The sequence below is a fragment of the Exiguobacterium sp. s95 genome, assembly GCF_018618655.1.
Taxonomy (GTDB): Bacteria; Bacillota; Bacilli; order Exiguobacteriales; family Exiguobacteriaceae; genus Exiguobacterium_A; species Exiguobacterium_A oxidotolerans.
Genome location: NZ_JACSMM010000001.1, coordinates 1 through 17,554, shown reverse-complemented (window position 1 = coordinate 17,554; position 17,554 = coordinate 1). Strand labels below are relative to the sequence as shown.

Genomic DNA, 17,554 nt, shown 5'->3' with positions numbered 1-17,554 from the left:
TCATTTTGATTACGATGCTTTTGTAACTGTTCCAGATGTCATTTCTTTTTTCGCGAGTTCTTGATCGACGAGCGGTTTCTTCCAAAGTGAGAGAATTGCCGCTCCGACAAGTGCACCGATTAAGATAGCACCTGCGTAGCTGAGTGCTGCCATCAATGTGCCTGAAGGGCCGTCGAGTAACGGGAAGACGAATACGCCGCCGTGTGGTGCCGGAAGTAAGACGCCGAAGACGATTGTAAGTGCACCAGCGATTGCTGAACCGATGACACTTGACGGGATGACACGAAGTGGATCTGCTGCCGCGAATGGAATCGCACCTTCCGTAACGAATGATGCACCCATTGCGTAAGCTGCGATACCCGCTTCACGTTCCTGCGGTGTAAATTTCTTACGTGCAAACAATGTTGATGAGAATGCGACGAGAAGTGGTGGCACCATACCGCCTGCCATGACCGCAGCCATGACTTCCGTGTTCCCTGCTGTAAGTGCTGCCGTACCGAAGACGTATGCTGTTTTGTTGATTGGACCACCCATATCGATTGCCATCATCGCTGCGACGAGCATACCGAGGAGGATTGCGTTACCGCCACTAAGTCCGTTAAGTGAATCTGTCAACCATGTCATGAAGGCTGCAACCGGTTCGTTGATGACGAGCAACATGATCATACCGGTAATGAATGAACCGAACAATGGATAAAGCAGGACTGGTTTAATTCCTTCAAGAGCTTTCGGAAGACCTTTCAAAGCTTTAACAAGAACTAGAACTACGTAACCTGCAAGGAAACCGGCAATCAGACCACCGAGGAAACCTGCATTCCCTTGGCTTGCGAGGAAACCGGCAATCAAACCTGGTGCGAGACCTGGTTTATCAGCGATTGACATCGCGATGAATCCAGCAAGGACAGGAATTAAAAGACCGAATGCGGCTTGACCAATCGACATCAATTGACCTGCAAATTGGTTATACGTCGGGTCATCCGGGTTTGACGAGTTGATTCCCCAGAAGAAGCTGATTGCGATTAAGAGTCCACCTGCGACGACGAGCGGTAACATCGCTGAAACCCCACTCATTAAGTGTTTGTAGAATCCACCACGTGCTGGTGTACCGCTGTTTCCTGACCCGCTGCCTTTATAGACAGGAGCGTCCTGTTTGACGGCGCGATCAATCAGTTCCTTTGGTTTACGGATTCCTTGTGCGACTGGTACTTCAACGACGTGCTTGCCATTGAAGCGGTCCATTTCGACTGCTTTATCTGCAGCGACGATGATTGCTGTCGCTTCTTGGATGTCAGCATCCGTCAGACCGTTTTTAACACCTGTCGAACCGTTCGTTTCTACTTTAATCCGGACACCCATCTCTTCCGCTTTTTGACGGAGAGCATCTGCTGCCATATACGTGTGGGCGATTCCTGTCGGACAAGCGGTTACAGCGAGGATGTAAGGTGCGTTTTGATCGACCGTTTCCGGTGTCACATCAACAGGACCTTCTTCTTCCCGTTCCTTCGCTTCAATGGCCGCGATGACTTCATCTTCCGAACGAGCCGAGAGAATCGTGTCACGGAAGTTGTTGTCCATCAAGTAGACTGATAGTTTCGAGAGTGTTTCAAGGTGGGCATTGTCCGCATTTTCTCCAGCTGCAATCATGAAGAACAAGCGACTTGGTTGTCCGTCCAGTGCTTCATAATCAAGTCCTGTCGAACGACCGAACGCGATTGCCGGTGATTTAACGGCAGCCGTTTTTGCGTGAGGAATCGCAATCCCTTCACCAAGCCCTGTCGTACTTTGTGCTTCACGTGCTAAAATCGCCTCACGGTAAGCATCCCGGTCGTTTAGTTTACCAGCACGATCAAGTACTTCAACAAGCTCATCGATGACGCTTGCTTTTGTATCAGAACGTAAATCCAGTTTAATCGTATCGCGTGTTAACAGATCTGTAATTTTCATGAGTAGTCACACTCCTTTATTATGATTGAATGAGTTCAACGACTTCGACATCGGTCAATAACCGTTCGATGTCTGCTTTTGTACATAATCCGAACGAATACGCGGAAGCACTTCCTGTCGTCACGGCGTACCGGAATGCTTCTTCCGGCGGACGTCCGAGTGCATGACTGGCAACGAACCCTGCGACGAGTGAATCCCCTGCTCCGACCGAGTTGACGAGTTTTCCTTTTGGCGTATTCGCCGTGTAAGCCCCTTGCTTGTTGACGAGCATTGCCCCGTCACCTGCAAAGGAAATAATGACGTTTTCCGCTCCTCGTTCGACAAGCTGTTGGGCGTACGGGACGGCCATTTCTTTTGATGTGATATCGACATCAAAGATTTCCCCGAGTTCGTGATGATTCGGTTTAATCATGAATGGACCGAGCGGCAGCACTTCGAGCATTGCTTCTTTAGTTGTATCGACGGCAAATTTAACACCGCGTTCATTTAATAAGAGTGCAATTTTTTTGTATAAATCATGTGGAAGACTGCTTGGGATACTTCCGGCGAAGACGACGATGTCACCTGACTGCATTGTTTCGAATGTTGCGAGCAGCGTCTCTAGTTCTGCATCCTGAATAACTGGACCTGCTGCATTTAGTTCCGATTCTTGATCGGCACGAATTTTAACGTTAATCCGGGTTTCGTCAGCAATTGGTGTGAAAGCTGTCAGTACGCCTTGTTTTTCAAGTTCACTTCGAATGAATTGTCCCGTACTTCCGCCTAAAAAACCGAGTGCTTCTGTCTCGACGTCATAATTTTTTAAGACGAGTGAAACGTTGATTCCTTTTCCACCTGCTACTTTTTCTGCTTGTTCGACACGATTGACTTGTCCTGCCTCAAATACCGGTAACGATACGTAATAATCGATTGATGGGTTGAGTGTCAGTGTATAAATCATTTCGCGTTCACCACCTCTGTATATTGACTGTATTTCGCTGTTTGTTCGTTCGATGCCATCGTGATAATCGTCGCCGCACGAAGTGGTGCAACGCGACTAAAACTGATTTCATCCAACTTGGTTTCGTCGACCAACACATACGATTTTTTCGCTAACTCAATCGCTGTCTTCTTTACGAGTGCCTCTTCCGGATCTGGTGTCGTAAACCCTTGCGTCGGATGAACGCCGTTCATCCCAAGAAATGCGACATCAAAGTGGTAAATCAACATTCCTTCACGTGCATTGTAGCCGACCAGTGCTTGCGTCGAATGCTTGAGTTGCCCTCCGACGACGAACGTCGGGATACGGTGGTAGAGTAACGTATTCGCAAGAGGAAGACTGTTCGTCACGACCGTAATCGCCTTCTGTTCGAGATAAGGAACGATGGCAAGCGTCGTCGTTCCAGCATCGAGATAGACATACATGCCGTCTTCGATTAAATCAGCCGCCGCTCGGGCAATTTGATTTTTCTCATCGACGAAACGATCTGTTTTCTCGACATAACTCGGCTCATCAATCTGCAGATGGTTTGCCGTCGCTCCCCCGTGAACACGGCGTAAGTGACCAGCAGTTTCCAGTTGTGATAAATCGCGACGGATGGTCGATTCACTAGCTCCCGTCCGTTCGACAATCGTCTGCATTTTGACGACTTCTTCTCGAGCGAGTAGCTCAAGAATCAGCTGATGACGTTTTTTCGTTAACATTGGTTTCCCTCCGCATCTTTAATATAAAGCGTTTACATTTAAAAATCAACCAAAAACGTTCATTTTTTTATTTATTTCTCTAAAAAACATTCATTTTACGACTTTATTCGACAGTAATGTCGATTTCATACTAATTATACATCAAAAACGGTCACAATATGACGGTTTACACAAAAAAACCGTTCAACGAGTGAACGGTTTATAAAGACAGGTAAATCAGCCTTTCAACTTCAGTTAGGTTTGTGCTTTATACCTTGACTTCATTGCGAAGGTGACCGATTCCTTCAATCGAAACATCGACGATATCCCCTGTCTGTAAGTATACTGGGGGTTTCATCCCATGACCGACGCCAGCTGGTGTCCCTGTCGCAATGATATCTCCTGCTTCGAGTGTCATCCCGCGCGAGACTTCCGTCAAAATCGTCACGATGTCACGAATCATCAACTTCGTCGAACCGGATTGACGCACTTGCCCGTTGACACGCGTCTCGACCAGGACGTCAGTCGGATCAAACGTATCCTTCGTGACGATAACGGGACCGAATGGACAAAAACCATCAAGCGACTTCCCGCGGAAAAACTGGACGTGTTCTTTTTGAAGGTCACGCGCCGTCACATCATTGACGATGCTGTAGCCAAAAACGTGGTCCAGTGCATTTTCAGGTGTCAAATCACGCCCCATCGTCCCGATGATGATGGCGAGTTCGCCTTCATAGTCCAGCTGATTCGTTAAATCAGCATGGCGTTCAATGGAATCGAACGGCCCGACGATTGCACTCGGCGCCTTCGTGAACAATACAAATTTCCCTGCCCCTGCCGTATCCATTTCTTTAATATGGTCGGCATAATTTTTACCGACACAAATGACGTTACGCATCGGAACGTACGGCGCGAGCAAGCGGACATCTTCTGTAATCAATGGTGCGATGTCTAAATCAACATCCATCTCAAACCCCCGTGTGATGACTTCGAGCAATGAATCCGTATAGGCTTGTGTCGTCACGTCATACCGGTGTCCGTCCGACTCCACACCAATCCGTTCCCGTCCTTCTTGTTCAAATCGAAACCATTTCATGAAAACTCCCCCTTTTTTCTTAGTATACCGTTCACCCGGTCATGTATACAAAAAAACCGTCAAGATTTTCATCCTGACGGTCCTTCATTATGCAATCCGGTGCGCTAACCGATCGATTAATGCTTGTGATTCTTCATTTAATGCAACGAGTTCTACTTTCGTCCCTGCTGCCTGATATTTCAAGACAACCGTTTCAATTGCTTCCGTCGCGGAATCATCAAATAAATGGGCGTTCGTAAAGTCAATGACGACTTGTTTCATTTGTGCATCGGCTACGATATCAAACTGTTCAGTAAATGTCGTCGTCGAGGCAAAGAAAATCGGTCCATTGATTTGATACGTGACTTGATCGTTTTCAACACGACGTGTCATGTTGATGCGCGAAATTTTTGACGCAAAGAGAATCGCTGCAAGCAAGATTCCGACGAGTACCCCCATCGATAAATCATCCGTCAAGACCGTCACGATGACTGTCGCGAGCATGACAGCAGAGTCACTTTTCGGTGAATTCTTCAACATTTTGAATGAACCCCAATCAAAGGTCGCATACGATACAAAGAACATGACACCGACGAGTGCCCCCATCGGAATCGTCATTAATAAGTCATTCATCGTGACCATCAGCAGCATCAAGAATGCTCCTGCTGTAAAGGTCGATAGACGACCACGTCCACCTGATGTGACATTGATGACCGATTGACCGATCATCGCACAGCCCGGCATCCCGCCAAAGAATCCAGCAACGATGTTTGCGATTCCTTGTCCACGTGATTCCGTCGCCTTGTTTGATGTCGTATCCGTCATCTCATCAACGATTCGTGCCGTCAAGAGTGACTCGATCAAACCAACGAAAGCGAGTGATAAGGCATACGGGAAAATGATTTGTAACGTCTCGAGTGAAAACGGAACGTTCGGTAAGAAAAAGCTCGGTAGTGACGCAGAAATTTGTCCCATATCACCGATGACGCGCGTATCAAGTGAAAAGACGACCGTCAAAATCGTCATAATCGTGATCGCGACGAGTGGTGCCGGCAGTACTTTTGTAAAGCGCGGGAAAATTAAGATGATGGCGAGCGACGCTGCGACCATTGCGTACATGATCCAGTTTTGTCCTTCGAACTGCGGCAGTTGTGCCGAAAAAATTAAAATCGCTAACGCGTTAACGAAACCAACCATGACGGAACGCGGAATGAAGCGAAGTAATTTCGCAACGCCTAAAAAACCGAGCACGATTTGAATGACCCCGGCGAGAATCCCGGCAGCGAGTAAATAGTCGACGCCATGATCTTTGACGAGTTGGACGACGACGAGTGCCATCGCACCTGTCGCAGCTGAAATCATTCCCGGTCGACCACCGGCGATTGAGATGATGATCGCAATAATGACGGAAGCATACAGCCCGACCATCGGGTTAACGCCAGCAATCAAGGAAAAGGCGATTGCTTCCGGAACGAGTGCCAAGGCGACGACGATTCCAGATAGAATGTCTGTTTTAGGTTGCAGCAGCCATTCCTTTCTCCATTGTGAAAACATATAATTCCTCATTTCTTTTTTTGTCTATTTCCTATCATAGTACCTTTTTGGGACGCAAACAAGACTCATTGTGATTTTGTCCGGATCATCACGATTTCATCGACCATTTCTTTATACGTCGCCATGATGTCCTGTCCACAGAAGATTGGATCCTCGTCGAGCGTATCGAGGGCACGACGGAGGAGATGAATTTTTGGTTTTTTTCGTTCGAGCAGTTCTTCATAGACAAAATCAAGCACTTCGTTATGTGCTTCCCTTGAAGCGTCTGAAATCGCCGACAAGCCAATCAACCGTTTCATGTGTTCATTTGTTTTTACGAACAGTTCTTTCCGGATGACGACCTCATCTTGCGGACGATCGAGCCAAACGGAGAGGAAACGTGGTGGAATCAATTGTTCTTCCGTTCGACTGACGTCGTCGACGAAATGTGTCAACCGATTAAAGACGTAACGGACGACCCGCTCCGGTTGTGTATTTTTTTCCGATTGACGGAAAAAATACATCGCGTATTGGAGCATCCCTGTATAAAGGACGGCGAAGTCAAGCAAGTATGGTGCTTTTTCCTCGCCAAACAAATCACGCATCCGGTGATAGGTCCATTCGATTTCAAGTAATCGGTTCTTTTCCATGAACGCCTTCAGTTCTTTTTCGTTCGAAGCGACAGCTTCTTCAAACAAGGTATAGAGCTTATATTTTTGCATCAGTTCAAGGTAACAGTTACCTTGTTGGATGAATGTCTCATAATCCGACACGTCGCGTCCGACCAAAATGTCTTTTCGAACATTACGCATTTTTTCAAAGACGACGTTAAATACGTCGATGAACAATTCGTTTTTCGATGAAAAGTAGTTATAGAACGTCCCTTTCGAGACATTACTATGCTCGAGAATATCTTGAATCGATGTGGACTGGTATCCCTTTTCGACGAACAGACGATATGCAGCATCCAGGAGTTGTTTCTTTTTTGGGTTCATTTTCTAATCCCTCTTCTAGTAAAAGATCTTTTTGAGTACATTCGATTTTACCTCAATCTTTTTTATTTTAGTGTATAAAGCAAATAATTTGTAATGTTTTGCTTCAGGCGGTAAGATAGCTAAGTTGTAGAATTGAAGTATAACAAATTAGACACGTAGTATAAAAGGAGCATAACGAAATGCAATCAACCAAGCAATCATCTCGACTTTATCTTATTTTAGCTGTCCTCATGGCAGGCGCGTTCGTTGCCGTCCTCAACTCGACGCTATTAAATATCGCCTTACCTTCCATTATGGTTTCGCTCGATATTCAAACCAGTACGGCCCAGTGGCTGACAACGGGCTATATGCTCGTCAACGGCATCATGATTCCGACGTCTGCCTTTCTCGTCCAAAAGTTCTCAACCCGCCAGCTGTTTCTAACGGCGATGAGCTTATTTACGATTGGAACCATCGTCGCGGGTCAAACGGAGCTCTTCCCCGTCTTACTCGGTGCACGGATGTTACAAGCATCTGGTTCTGCTATCATGATGCCATTATTAATGAACGTCTTGATCACCGGCTTCCCAATCGAGAAACGCGGACAAGCGATGGGGATTTTCGGACTCGTCATCACATTTGCACCGGCAATCGGTCCGACTCTGTCCGGTTGGGTCCTTGAGCATTACGAATGGCCGATGCTGTTCCACATCGTGACACCGATTGCTGCACTTGTTCTTGTTCTTGGTTTCTTCTTACTAAAAAAAGAAGTCGTCACAAGCAGTTTACGCATCGATCGCCTGTCACTCGTGTTGTCCAGTTTTGGATTCGGTGGGTTGTTGTATGGGTTCAGTTCAGCCGGTTCAGCCGGTTGGGGATCATTCGCTGTCATCGGCTCCTTAACAGTCGGCGTCATCAGTCTCGTCTCATTCATTATACGACAATTACGTCTCGACGAACCGATGCTTGAATTCCGGATTTTTAAATATCCGATGTTTGCTTTATCACAAGGGATTTCGATGGTCCTTAACATGTCGATGTTCTCGGCGATGATCTTGATGCCGATTTATGTCCAAACGATTCGCGGGATTTCCCCGTTCCACTCTGGACTCTTGATGTTACCCGGTGCACTCGTCATGGCGTTTATGTCTCCGATCACAGGTCGTTTGTTTGACCGGTTCGGTGCCCGGGTGCTTGCCATCATCGGATTGTCGTTGACAGTCTTAACAACGTTCTTCTTCAGTCGTTTGACGGCAGATACAGCGTATTCGTTCCTCGTCATCATGTACACATTACGTTTCCTCGGAATCTCAATGGTGATGATGCCCGTCATGACGAACGGTCTCAATCATATTCCACAACATTTGACACCACATGGTACGGCACTCAACAATACGTTATCGCAAGTATCAGGAGCAATCGGTTCCGGCTTACTCATTTCCGTCATGACATCACGAACAGCGAGTTACGCAACGGATCTTGCTGCGAACGCAACACCGACGACAGCACCGAAAACGATCATGACACAAGCAATGGTCGAAGGGATTAACGATACGTTCTTCATCGCGACATTGCTCGCCTTGTTCGCCTTAATCCTTTCGTTCTTCATTAAAAAGCGTCCATCGGAAACATTATCGGTCGTCAAACCGGTCGCCGAAAAAAAATATGCGTAACGGTAGCTTTCGCTTCCTTCCGTTATGAATGAAAAGAATAGACATGAAAACGCCGATGACTCCGGATGAAACATGGGAGCATCGGCGTTTTTTTGTTGTCTGCAGTCCGTCCGCTATCTGTTCTTGATATACTCCTCAATCTGTTTGGCGGAGAGAATCCGCTGGTTCGTACTGCCACGGATGGCAAGGCTCGTATCATGGAGCTGCTCCATGTAGGGTCCGTCAATCAAACAATCCACCTGCCGTAAGATTCGACACGCGCGTTCATCTTTAACTAAGTCTTCAATCCGATACCCGGTGAACAAATAAATCTCATAGTCCGGTCGCAATACCAGGACGAGCTGTTCAAGTGCTTCGATTTGAGCGAACGGTTCACCCCCCGACAGCGTAATCCGTTTTGATCCGATTTCCTCGACCCGCTTGATGACGTCAGGAGTCGAGTAGGTTGCACCTGCTGCAAGCGACCACGACGATGGATTATGACAGCCTCGGCACCGATGTGGACAACCGGCGAAAAAGATGACCGTCCGTAAGCCGGGACCATCGACGACCGAATCAGCGACGATGGATAGCAGTCGTACCATGGTAGACCCGGTCCTGTTCTTCCGCCCGTTTGGCTTCATTCCAGCGTGCCATCGTCCCGACGAGATATCCCGTAATCCGCCGAATCCGTTCAATGTCTTCTCCGCCACAGACCGGACACGTCTGCTCGATTGTCTGTTCCGTCCGACAGGTCAAACAACGATCGATTGGATGATTGATTGAGCCATAGCCAATGCCTTCTGCCACCATCATCCGGACGATATCCTCGACGGCTTGCGGATTTTCTGCGAGCGCTCCATCCGTCTCGACATAGGTGATATGTCCTCCGTTACAAAGGGCATGAAACGGCGCTTCGAGGCGAATCTTTTGACGCATCGTTACAGCTGCCGTCACTGGAAGATGGAACGAGTTCGTATAGTAGGTTTTATCCGTCACACCGGCAATCAAACCAAACTTTGCGACATCATGCGCCGTGAATTTTCCAGACAATCCTTCCGCCGGTGTCGCAATCAGTGAAAAATTCAATCCCGTCTCATCCCCGAATTGATCGACAACGTTACGCATCGTCTGAATCAACGCCCGGCCGATGTTATGGGCAATCGCTGAATCGCCGTGATCATGTCCCGTCAAAACGACGAGCGCTTCCGCGAGACCAATGAATCCGACCGAAAGCGTCCCGTGACGCAGGACCGGCTCAACGCGATCGGTCGGTTGAAGCGTCTCCCCGTCGCGCCAGACGTGTTGATAAAGAAACTGAAATTCTTCCGCCCGTCGATTCGCTTGGTACTGATAACGCTCGAGCAGCTGTTCGCAAGCAAGTTTCGTATAATCAGTCAATGTCGCAAACATATGATCGACCGTTTGACTCGTCAAGGCGAGACGAACGAGGTTCACACTCGTAAACGACAGATTTCCCCGCCCCGTCACGGAAGCTTCTCCTTGACGATTTTCGAAAACACGCGTCCGGCAACCCATGTAGGCAACTTCTTCTGTTGCCTTGCTGACGTTGAACGGGGCATCTAAAAATGCAAAGTTCGGAAACAACCGTTTTCCCGTGACTTTTGTCGCAAGCTGAAATAAATCGTAATTCGGATCACCCGGATTTAACGTCACACCTGCTTTGATTTTAAAAATCTGAATCGGAAAGATGGGCGTTTCCCCTTTTCCGAGACCTGCCAGTGTCGCTTCAAGTAAGGCTTTTGTTAGCATTCGACCGTAAAACGACGTATCCGTCCCGTAATTAATCGAGATGAATGGGACTTGTCCGCCACCGCGTGAATGCATTGAATTCGTATTATGAATAAAGGCTTCGCATGCTTGATAGGTGATTTCGTATGCTTCTTGGCGCGCATATCTCGCACGACGTGCCTTCGACCAGCTCGGAGCAATCTGATTAATTTTCTTCATTTGACATGCGTACGTCTTCTCGACGAAGGGAGCTAAATCGGTATCAAAATTCGGAAAGGCTTGCCCGCCATGTTGCATGTTTTGATTGGCCTGCATGATGATTGCAGCGAGGGCAAGAGCGGAGCGGATATCTTTCGCCGGACGAATCGACCCATGACTCATCTGAAACCCGTTCGTCAGCAAGCGTCCTAATGGAATTTGCGCGCAGGTCGTCGTTCCCGTGACATAGTAGTCAGCGTCATGGATATAGAGGATGTTGTCCGCTAACGCTTGTTTGACGATCGGCGTCACGAGCAAGTCTTCCATCATCGCCCGCGCTGCCGCACTCGCAATCCGGTTCAACTTCGCAAGTGGTACTTTCCCATCGATGTTGGCATTTTCTTGGACATGATTAGTCGTCGGTTCCTCAATCACTTGTTGGTATAAGGTGTTCACTTCCATTACCATCACTCCCTAAATGTCGCTTTTTTTCTGTCTGTACGACTACTATATCTAGGAAGAATCTTCATCAGCAATCCCTGCATACTTTTGATTTTTTGCAAGGAAACGGACTCATTTTTCACGAAATGGTTGTAGAATTTAAGTATTCTTCAGCTCCAGGCACGCTTTTCGAACTTCCAGAGCGCTATGATGATTCTCACGACCGTCGAGCCACTCCGTCAAAAAAAGAACATCTTCCGAATACATGTGTTCGATTGTCTCGAGTTCAGCACGCGGCATCCACGCCACCTGTTCAATCGTTTCGTCCGGGTCGTTGATTCCTTGACTGTCACCGATTCGGATGACTTCAAAATATGTCGTTTCAACTTGAATCGTTTGGATGACGGTCTGTTTCTTGAACTACCTCCACCTAGGCTTCGCTCAGAGGTGGAGGATTCCTGAGTTATCCGACCTAACGGTCGAAAATTGATCAGGCTAACCCCGTCGTCCCGACGGTTGAAGAAGCTAAGAGGCGTTCAGCTTCTTGTTTGAGGTTCAGTCCTGCGTTCACATCACGGTCGTGGTGGATCCCGCAACTCGGGCATGTCCATTCACGCAAACCAAGATGTTTCACGTCTTTGTGTTGATGTCCGCAACGGGAGCACAGTTGACTAGAGGCGAAGGTCTTTCCGACTTTCACGACGGTCTTTCCGTACCATTCCGCCTTGTATTCGAGCATGCGGAAGAACTCCGACCAACTGACATCAGAGATGGACTTGCTCAATTTGCGGTTCTTCTGTAAGTTTTTCACTTGCAAGGTCTCGATGCCGATGACGTCGTGTTTTTTGACGATCTCGGTCGATACCTTGTGCAGGAAATCGGATCGCTTGTTTGCGATCTTCTCGTGGATGCGGGCGACCTTCCGCTTCTGCTTCTGATAGTTCTTCGCCTCGGAAAGTGTTACTTTCTTGTCCAAGGCCAACCGTTGACGACGAGAGAGTTTACGTTGTTCACGTGTCAGCTTTTTCTCAAGCGAACGGAAGTAACGGTCGTTCTTGTATACCGTGCCATCCGACAGGATGGCGAAGTGCTTCAATCCGACATCGACGCCGACGGATGAGTCCGTCTTCGGCATTTCGTTGCTCTCCTGCTCGACGAGCAGGGAGACAAAGTATTTTCCTGAAGCGTTCCGCCGGATGGTCGCGTTCAAGATGCGTCCTACGACCTGCCTCGAGTTGGCGAAACGCACCCACTTCAGCTTTGGAATTTTGATTTTGGCGCCGACGATCGAGACTTCTGGAAGTTGAGACTTGCCCTGAATGTTCGTCTTATACGATTGAACAGGGTTGCGCTTTGACTTGAAGCGGGGTCGTTCGTTCTGCTTCTTGAAGAAGCGGTCAAAGGCATCAGCAAGATGTTTGACGCTCGTCTGAACAGACGTGCTATCGACTTCCTTCAGCCAGTCGAACGCCTGCTTCAACATCGGAATTTCTTTCGAGCAAGACGCGTAGGACAGTCCTTTCCCTGTCGCTTTATACGTCTCATCCCACTTCGCCAAGAAGTGATTGAAGACGAAGCGCGAACAACCGATTGTCTTCGCAATCAGGATTTCCTGCTCTTTTGTCGGGTATATTCTGAATTTGTAGGCCTTGTGTGTCAGCATGATGTTCACCTCCTTACAAAGAGTTTACCCGAAAGAGAGGGTGGCGATTCATCGCCTAATTTAGATAAATAGGTTCTGTTTAACCTTTACGGGATACCCGGTCTCTTCCATGACTTCCCGCACACAGCATTCGCCTGCCGTCTCTCCCGGCTCGATTCCACCGGACGGGACGGCCCACGCCTCAGAACCATAACTTTTGACCATCAATACTTGATTTTCCTCATTGACACAAACTGCTGCTGCACCGTACCATTCTCGCATCGTTTAATCCCCTTTCAGCTACTCGTTTCTGTTTAGTCATTCGCGATGACCTTAAACATCCCCTACAAAAAAACTGCCGCTCCAACAAAATGAATTGTTGAAGAGACAGGTAGCCTGCTTACTTTTTAGTTGCGTTCGGTAACATGACTTTAAAGAGTGCCCCGTCGCCTAAGACGGACTCGACTTCAATCGTTCCGTCATGCTCGCGGACGATTTCTTTACAAATCGACAATCCGAGTCCCGTTCCGCCAATTTTACGACTATCCGAGTTGTCGACGCGATAAAACTTACTAAACAGGTGCGGCGTCGAACTGACAGGAATCCCGACACCAAAATCACGGACACTCAGTTCGATGTTTGCATCATGCTCGAGTAAACCAATGATGATATCACCGCCGTCCGGCGAGTACTTCACGGCATTGTTTAATAAATTACCGAGGAGTTGCTTCATGCTGTTGCGATCGGCTTCTACTAGGAATGTCTGCCCTTGATCCGCATCGAGTTGAAGGTTGTGCCGTTCCGTCGTCGCCTGATGAAACTGAATTTGCTCTTTGACGACATCGAGGAGATTAAATACCTCTTTCTCGTATGACTGCTTGCCTGATTCCATTCGTTGTACATTCAAGAAATCACTGACGAGATCAGTCAGGCGTTTTGATTCGTCATGAATTGTCTGTAAATACCGTTTACTCCGATCCGGACCTAAATCCCGTTTTAACATCAGCTCGGTAAAACCATAAATGGACGATAAGGGTGTCCGTAGTTCATGCGAGACCGTTGAAACGAGTTCGGACTTCATTCGGTCGACTTCTGTTTCAGGCGTTACATCCCGGAAGACGAGGATTGTCCCGATTGGTTGTCCCTCATGAACGATTCCTTCAGCATAGACTTGAATAAAGTATGTGCCGTCGTCAATCGATAAAGAAAACATGTCTGTCGGAATCTGACCAGCGAGGACCTTCTCGAAATACATTGCGAATGCCTCTCGTTGATCCATCTGTTCGAACATCGTCTCGGGATTCACTTCAAGAAACGTCGTCATATCTGTTTCTTCCTCAATCTGAAGCGACTGGAAGATTTCAAACAATGCTCGGTTACCGAGTATCACTCGTTCTTCATATTTGACGTATAATATCGCTTCTCGGACAGAATTTAACAGTTGCGCCGTTTCAGCCCGCTCATAGTCCATCTGTTCATATAACGTCATCCGCATCCGTGAAATTGCAATCTGTTTTGCGAACGATGCCAGTTCGGTGATGTCATGTTCCGTGAACGCTTCATCAAATCGTGCTAAATAAAGGCAAGCAATCAATTCATCTTTTGCCGGGTCCATGATTGGAATGACCGCTTCATGAATGTAGTACGGGTAACCTAGCAACCGATCTTCGGTCACTTGCTTCGTCGATTGTGCACTTTCTTTTGAGACCATGACCCGTTTCAACAGTAACGATTCCGTTTTTAAGCTCTCTTGCTGCTCATCGGTCATCTCTTTTGGTACAACCGACGTAATCTCATTATTCTTGATGAACAGTAATGCCCCGAACTCCGTTTTCGTCAAACGGACAATCGTACTGATGACGGAAGAAAAATCAAATAAACTTTCTTTGGAAGCCAATGTCTCAATCAATTCATTCCGATCTTTCAAGTGCAATTCATTCGATCGTGTTGCCGTCAAAGACTGTTCGAGTTCTCTTTGCTTACCGGTCAAATCATCTTGTTTTTGTTCGAGCTCCTGATTTTGTCGTGATAGATCGGTATGTTGGGACGAAATTGAATCGGCCATTTCGTAAAAGGAGTCAGTTAATTGACCGACTTCGTTATTCGATTGGCGGTCATATTCTAAGGAAATCGACTTCCCTTCTGCAAGACGGTGACTTTTCTTCGTCAGCTCTTGCAGCTGTTCCGTCAACCGATTGATGATCGGTCTGACGATGAACACAAGACACAAAATGAAAATCAGTAAGTTCAAAAACCAGAACCATTGTGTTTTCTCTAATTGGTCGAGTACTTGACGTTTCGTCTGACTTGCTGCGCCGTCGATATATAGGTAGCTCGCAAATGACGTCAATGCCCCAATCGCGAATACCCCATAAAAAATCGCCATCAGTTGTCTTCCTATCTTTTCGGTCATCCAGTTTCTCATAAAAAAATCCCCCTACTTATCTTCAAAAAATACAGGGATGTCTTTAACCCATCTCGTACCTCCCTGTTAATTCCCTGAATTCGGGTGAATCAATCATCAAAAGAGACGTTTACGACATGGCGGTGCTACATGCAGGTCACAACTTAGCGCAATCGCATCAACTACCCCTTGCTTCGTCAGTCGATCAGTCTGGATGTGTTGATTGAAAAGCGGATCAGTCAATGCTTGAATGCGGGCATCTGCTTGCTGCCCTCCCCAGGAATCCGGTCGTTCAAATCGTCGAAGTAAACGTCGTTTCACGGTAGAGCTAGAGGCCATTAACGAAACATGATGGACCAGGTGCCCCCGGCGTCTTAATTCACCAACGATCTCATCAAAATATGTCGGGTTCGTCACCGTCATCGGTACAATGACCGTCCGATTGCCGGATTGATTGCTTCGTTCGAGAATCACCCGCGTCAGTTCCCGCCACAACGGTTCATCTTGAAAATCGCTATACGTGCGTGTCGACGGTAATTGTTCTCTCAACAACTGACCGACTGATTCCGGATCGAAGATATCAGATCCCGGTATTCTTTTTTGTAATCCCTTAGCCGCCGTCGTTTTTCCTACTCCAAATGTCCCGTTAATCCAGATAATCATGATTTCCCCGTCTCCCCTTTTCCTAGCATGATGTACATACGAAAAAGCCGTCCCGCCGGTTTCAACCGTCGGACAGCTTTACAGAAATATTAATAAATAAACTGAATGATGAAAGGTGCCAGGACACTCGCAAAAATCGCCGTCAAGACCATCGTCAGCAATCCGACCGCACCCTCCCGTTGGTCGAGCGTCATCGATTTGGTTGCACCCATGACATGCGCAATCGAAGCCAGTCCGACACCCCGACTGACGAAGTGACGAATCTTTAACCCCGTCATCAAGCGTGGACCGACAAGTGAACCGACGAGCCCTGTCATCAGAACGAACGTCGCGGTTAAGGTCACCGTTCCACCCGAACGCTCTGAAATCGACAAAGCGACGGGCAACGTGACGGATTTCGGGAGCAGTGCCAGATTCGTCGTTCGTCCGAGATGTAACAACAGTCCGAACAGGATATCTGACGTCAAGGCGATGCTCGTCCCGATGACGACCCCTAGCCCGATTTCCGGCAAGAAACGCCGAACGTGGTGACGGACCGTATAAAGCGGAATCGCGAAGGCGGTGATGGCAGGACCGAGCATTTTCGTCAAATACTGTCCGCCAGTCATATAGGTCGCGTGGGATACACCCGTCAATGATAAAATCAAAATCATTGTTGCCGTCACGGTCAAAATCGGTAACGTCCAGACTCGTGGATACCGCCGATACCCGGCAAATCCAATCAAAAAGATAACAATCGTCAGAATCAACCAAAATAGTGCCTTAATCACGTGGCGTCACCCCATCTTTTCGATGAGCAAGCCGATCGACGATGTAGGCAGAACCGACGAGCGTCAGCAAGCTACTCATGATGACGATCAATACGATCTGTAAGCCGTTCTGGCGTAAGAATACCGCATAGTCCATGATTCCCGACAATGCCGGAACGAAGAACAACGGCATGATGAGCAGCAACAGCCGGCCGCCCCGTTCAACGTGTTTGACTTGGACGACCTTTGCCTTGAGCGCTAAATAGAGCAACAAAAGTCCGACGATATTCCCCGGTAACGCTAAGTCAAAGCTTTTACTGATCAGTTCACCGATTGTCGCAAAACAAGTGATCAGGATTACTTGCCCAATCAATGAAAGAAGTGTGCGCATTTTTGTAGACATAATTCCTTTTCCCCTTGTATAAACCGAATTCACTGTTCATTATCCGCTTCTGTTTGTGAACAATCAATGAAATGAGTCAATTTGTTTGATGTAATCGTTCTCACACGAATTGAAAGGACTTCTTGATACAGTACAGCTTTAAGCATCAAGAACTGTTGTTGAACAGACGAACGTGTATGAAGCGATTCAAGACGAAACACGCTCTAAAATGTCTTTTTTTCGGTGTAATCCCAAAAAGCTTCGCTTTTGCGTTGACTCCTATGGGAAAATGCGCATTTTCACGCGATCAGCGTGTAGACAAACTCTTATGAAGCGTGAACATGCGATAACGAAAGACAATCCGGTCGCGCTTCCCTGTCTCGCCTCGTCTTCAAAGCGATTCGAGACGGATTGCGCCCTAAACCGTCTGCATGACTGGCTTTCCGTCATAGTGTTACCTAAAAAGCGTCACGTTTCGTTGAC

Annotated in this window: 16 protein-coding genes; 1 reads left to right on the top strand and 15 read right to left on the bottom strand. The window is 47.6% G+C overall.

Annotated elements, in window-relative coordinates:
- Nucleotides 1-9: 9 nt before the first annotated feature.
- The 6 genes from KNP99_RS00080 to KNP99_RS00055 all read right to left on the bottom strand — a co-directional run bounded on the left by KNP99_RS00080 (nucleotide 10) and on the right by KNP99_RS00055 (nucleotide 7,209).
- On the bottom strand, nucleotides 10-1,944 hold the full coding sequence (locus tag KNP99_RS00080; RefSeq protein WP_214767344.1) for a PTS fructose transporter subunit IIABC: 1,935 nt from the start codon (nucleotides 1,942-1,944) through the stop codon (nucleotides 10-12).
- A gap of 19 nt (nucleotides 1,945-1,963) precedes the next feature.
- Nucleotides 1,964-2,884 carry a 1-phosphofructokinase gene (gene pfkB, locus KNP99_RS00075; RefSeq protein WP_214771809.1) on the bottom strand — a complete coding sequence of 307 codons (921 nt, stop codon included), beginning with the start codon at nucleotides 2,882-2,884 and terminating at the stop codon, nucleotides 1,964-1,966.
- Entirely contained in the window at nucleotides 2,881-3,627 is a 747-nt protein-coding gene (locus tag KNP99_RS00070; protein ID WP_029333224.1) for a DeoR/GlpR family DNA-binding transcription regulator, read from the bottom strand. The genes pfkB and KNP99_RS00070 overlap by 4 nt, the downstream gene beginning before the upstream one ends.
- A 247-nt stretch (nucleotides 3,628-3,874) precedes the next feature.
- Nucleotides 3,875-4,702 carry a fumarylacetoacetate hydrolase family protein gene (locus KNP99_RS00065; RefSeq protein WP_215192939.1) on the bottom strand — a complete coding sequence of 276 codons (828 nt, stop codon included), beginning with the start codon at nucleotides 4,700-4,702 and terminating at the stop codon, nucleotides 3,875-3,877.
- An 87-nt stretch (nucleotides 4,703-4,789) separates the two neighbouring features.
- Nucleotides 4,790-6,235: a SulP family inorganic anion transporter gene (locus KNP99_RS00060; protein WP_029333221.1), complete on the bottom strand. Its 1,446-nt coding sequence runs from the start codon at nucleotides 6,233-6,235 to the stop codon at nucleotides 4,790-4,792.
- A gap of 65 nt (nucleotides 6,236-6,300) precedes the next feature.
- The gene (locus tag KNP99_RS00055; protein ID WP_088836727.1) at nucleotides 6,301-7,209 is read right to left on the bottom strand and encodes a TetR/AcrR family transcriptional regulator; all 909 of its coding nucleotides are present in this window, start codon (nucleotides 7,207-7,209) and stop codon (nucleotides 6,301-6,303) included.
- Between the two features lie 179 nt (nucleotides 7,210-7,388).
- Here KNP99_RS00055 and KNP99_RS00050 point away from each other — a divergent pair, with 179 nt between their 5' ends.
- Entirely contained in the window at nucleotides 7,389-8,861 is a 1,473-nt protein-coding gene (locus KNP99_RS00050; protein WP_214767340.1) for a DHA2 family efflux MFS transporter permease subunit, read from the top strand.
- A gap of 113 nt (nucleotides 8,862-8,974) precedes the next feature.
- Here KNP99_RS00050 and nrdG read toward each other — a convergent pair whose 3' ends face one another.
- The 9 genes from nrdG to KNP99_RS00005 all read right to left on the bottom strand — a co-directional run bounded on the left by nrdG (nucleotide 8,975) and on the right by KNP99_RS00005 (nucleotide 17,092).
- A complete protein-coding gene (gene nrdG, locus KNP99_RS00045) occupies nucleotides 8,975-9,445 on the bottom strand; it encodes an anaerobic ribonucleoside-triphosphate reductase activating protein (RefSeq protein ID WP_214767994.1) in 471 nt (156 codons plus the stop codon).
- On the bottom strand, nucleotides 9,417-11,252 hold the full coding sequence (locus tag KNP99_RS00040; protein ID WP_215192938.1) for an anaerobic ribonucleoside triphosphate reductase: 1,836 nt from the start codon (nucleotides 11,250-11,252) through the stop codon (nucleotides 9,417-9,419). The genes nrdG and KNP99_RS00040 overlap by 29 nt, the downstream gene beginning before the upstream one ends.
- 138 nt (nucleotides 11,253-11,390) lie before the next feature.
- Entirely contained in the window at nucleotides 11,391-11,531 is a 141-nt protein-coding gene (locus KNP99_RS00035) for a hypothetical protein (protein WP_157898465.1), read from the bottom strand.
- 190 nt (nucleotides 11,532-11,721) lie between these two features.
- Nucleotides 11,722-12,894 carry an IS200/IS605 family element RNA-guided endonuclease TnpB gene (gene tnpB / locus KNP99_RS00030; RefSeq protein ID WP_088836723.1) on the bottom strand — a complete coding sequence of 391 codons (1,173 nt, stop codon included), beginning with the start codon at nucleotides 12,892-12,894 and terminating at the stop codon, nucleotides 11,722-11,724.
- Nucleotides 12,895-12,954: 60 nt separating this feature from the next.
- Nucleotides 12,955-13,155 carry an NUDIX hydrolase gene (locus tag KNP99_RS00025; RefSeq protein ID WP_088836722.1) on the bottom strand — a complete coding sequence of 67 codons (201 nt, stop codon included), beginning with the start codon at nucleotides 13,153-13,155 and terminating at the stop codon, nucleotides 12,955-12,957.
- 118 nt (nucleotides 13,156-13,273) lie between these two features.
- Nucleotides 13,274-15,259, bottom strand: a complete 1,986-nt coding sequence (locus KNP99_RS00020; protein ID WP_251132122.1) for an ATP-binding protein — start codon at nucleotides 15,257-15,259, stop codon at nucleotides 13,274-13,276.
- Nucleotides 15,260-15,394: 135 nt separating this feature from the next.
- Nucleotides 15,395-15,940 carry an AAA family ATPase gene (locus KNP99_RS00015; protein WP_214767989.1) on the bottom strand — a complete coding sequence of 182 codons (546 nt, stop codon included), beginning with the start codon at nucleotides 15,938-15,940 and terminating at the stop codon, nucleotides 15,395-15,397.
- A gap of 89 nt (nucleotides 15,941-16,029) precedes the next feature.
- Nucleotides 16,030-16,710 carry an LrgB family protein gene (locus KNP99_RS00010; protein ID WP_214805030.1) on the bottom strand — a complete coding sequence of 227 codons (681 nt, stop codon included), beginning with the start codon at nucleotides 16,708-16,710 and terminating at the stop codon, nucleotides 16,030-16,032.
- Nucleotides 16,703-17,092, bottom strand: a complete 390-nt coding sequence (locus KNP99_RS00005) for a CidA/LrgA family protein (RefSeq protein ID WP_088836718.1) — start codon at nucleotides 17,090-17,092, stop codon at nucleotides 16,703-16,705. The genes KNP99_RS00010 and KNP99_RS00005 overlap by 8 nt, the downstream gene beginning before the upstream one ends.
- Between the last annotated feature and the right edge of the window lie 462 nt (nucleotides 17,093-17,554).

What these genes read in the sequence shown, in the direction of transcription:
- KNP99_RS00080 (WP_214767344.1), bottom strand. Translation starts at nt 1,944, where the DNA reads ATGAAAATTACAGATCTGTTAACACGCGATACGATTAAACTGGATTTA.
- pfkB (WP_214771809.1), bottom strand. Translation starts at nt 2,884, where the DNA reads ATGATTTATACACTGACACTCAACCCATCAATCGATTATTACGTATCG.
- KNP99_RS00070 (WP_029333224.1), bottom strand. Translation starts at nt 3,627, where the DNA reads ATGTTAACGAAAAAACGTCATCAGCTGATTCTTGAGCTACTCGCTCGA.
- KNP99_RS00065 (WP_215192939.1), bottom strand. Translation starts at nt 4,702, where the DNA reads ATGAAATGGTTTCGATTTGAACAAGAAGGACGGGAACGGATTGGTGTG.
- KNP99_RS00060 (WP_029333221.1), bottom strand. Translation starts at nt 6,235, where the DNA reads ATGTTTTCACAATGGAGAAAGGAATGGCTGCTGCAACCTAAAACAGAC.
- KNP99_RS00055 (WP_088836727.1), bottom strand. Translation starts at nt 7,209, where the DNA reads ATGAACCCAAAAAAGAAACAACTCCTGGATGCTGCATATCGTCTGTTC.
- KNP99_RS00050 (WP_214767340.1), top strand. Translation starts at nt 7,389, where the DNA reads ATGCAATCAACCAAGCAATCATCTCGACTTTATCTTATTTTAGCTGTC.
- nrdG (WP_214767994.1), bottom strand. Translation starts at nt 9,445, where the DNA reads ATGGTACGACTGCTATCCATCGTCGCTGATTCGGTCGTCGATGGTCCC.
- KNP99_RS00040 (WP_215192938.1), bottom strand. Translation starts at nt 11,252, where the DNA reads ATGGAAGTGAACACCTTATACCAACAAGTGATTGAGGAACCGACGACT.
- KNP99_RS00035 (WP_157898465.1), bottom strand. Translation starts at nt 11,531, where the DNA reads ATGCCGCGTGCTGAACTCGAGACAATCGAACACATGTATTCGGAAGAT.
- tnpB (WP_088836723.1), bottom strand. Translation starts at nt 12,894, where the DNA reads ATGCTGACACACAAGGCCTACAAATTCAGAATATACCCGACAAAAGAG.
- KNP99_RS00025 (WP_088836722.1), bottom strand. Translation starts at nt 13,155, where the DNA reads ATGCGAGAATGGTACGGTGCAGCAGCAGTTTGTGTCAATGAGGAAAAT.
- KNP99_RS00020 (WP_251132122.1), bottom strand. Translation starts at nt 15,259, where the DNA reads ATGGCGATTTTTTATGGGGTATTCGCGATTGGGGCATTGACGTCATTT.
- KNP99_RS00015 (WP_214767989.1), bottom strand. Translation starts at nt 15,940, where the DNA reads ATGATTATCTGGATTAACGGGACATTTGGAGTAGGAAAAACGACGGCG.
- KNP99_RS00005 (WP_088836718.1), bottom strand. Translation starts at nt 17,092, where the DNA reads ATGTCTACAAAAATGCGCACACTTCTTTCATTGATTGGGCAAGTAATC.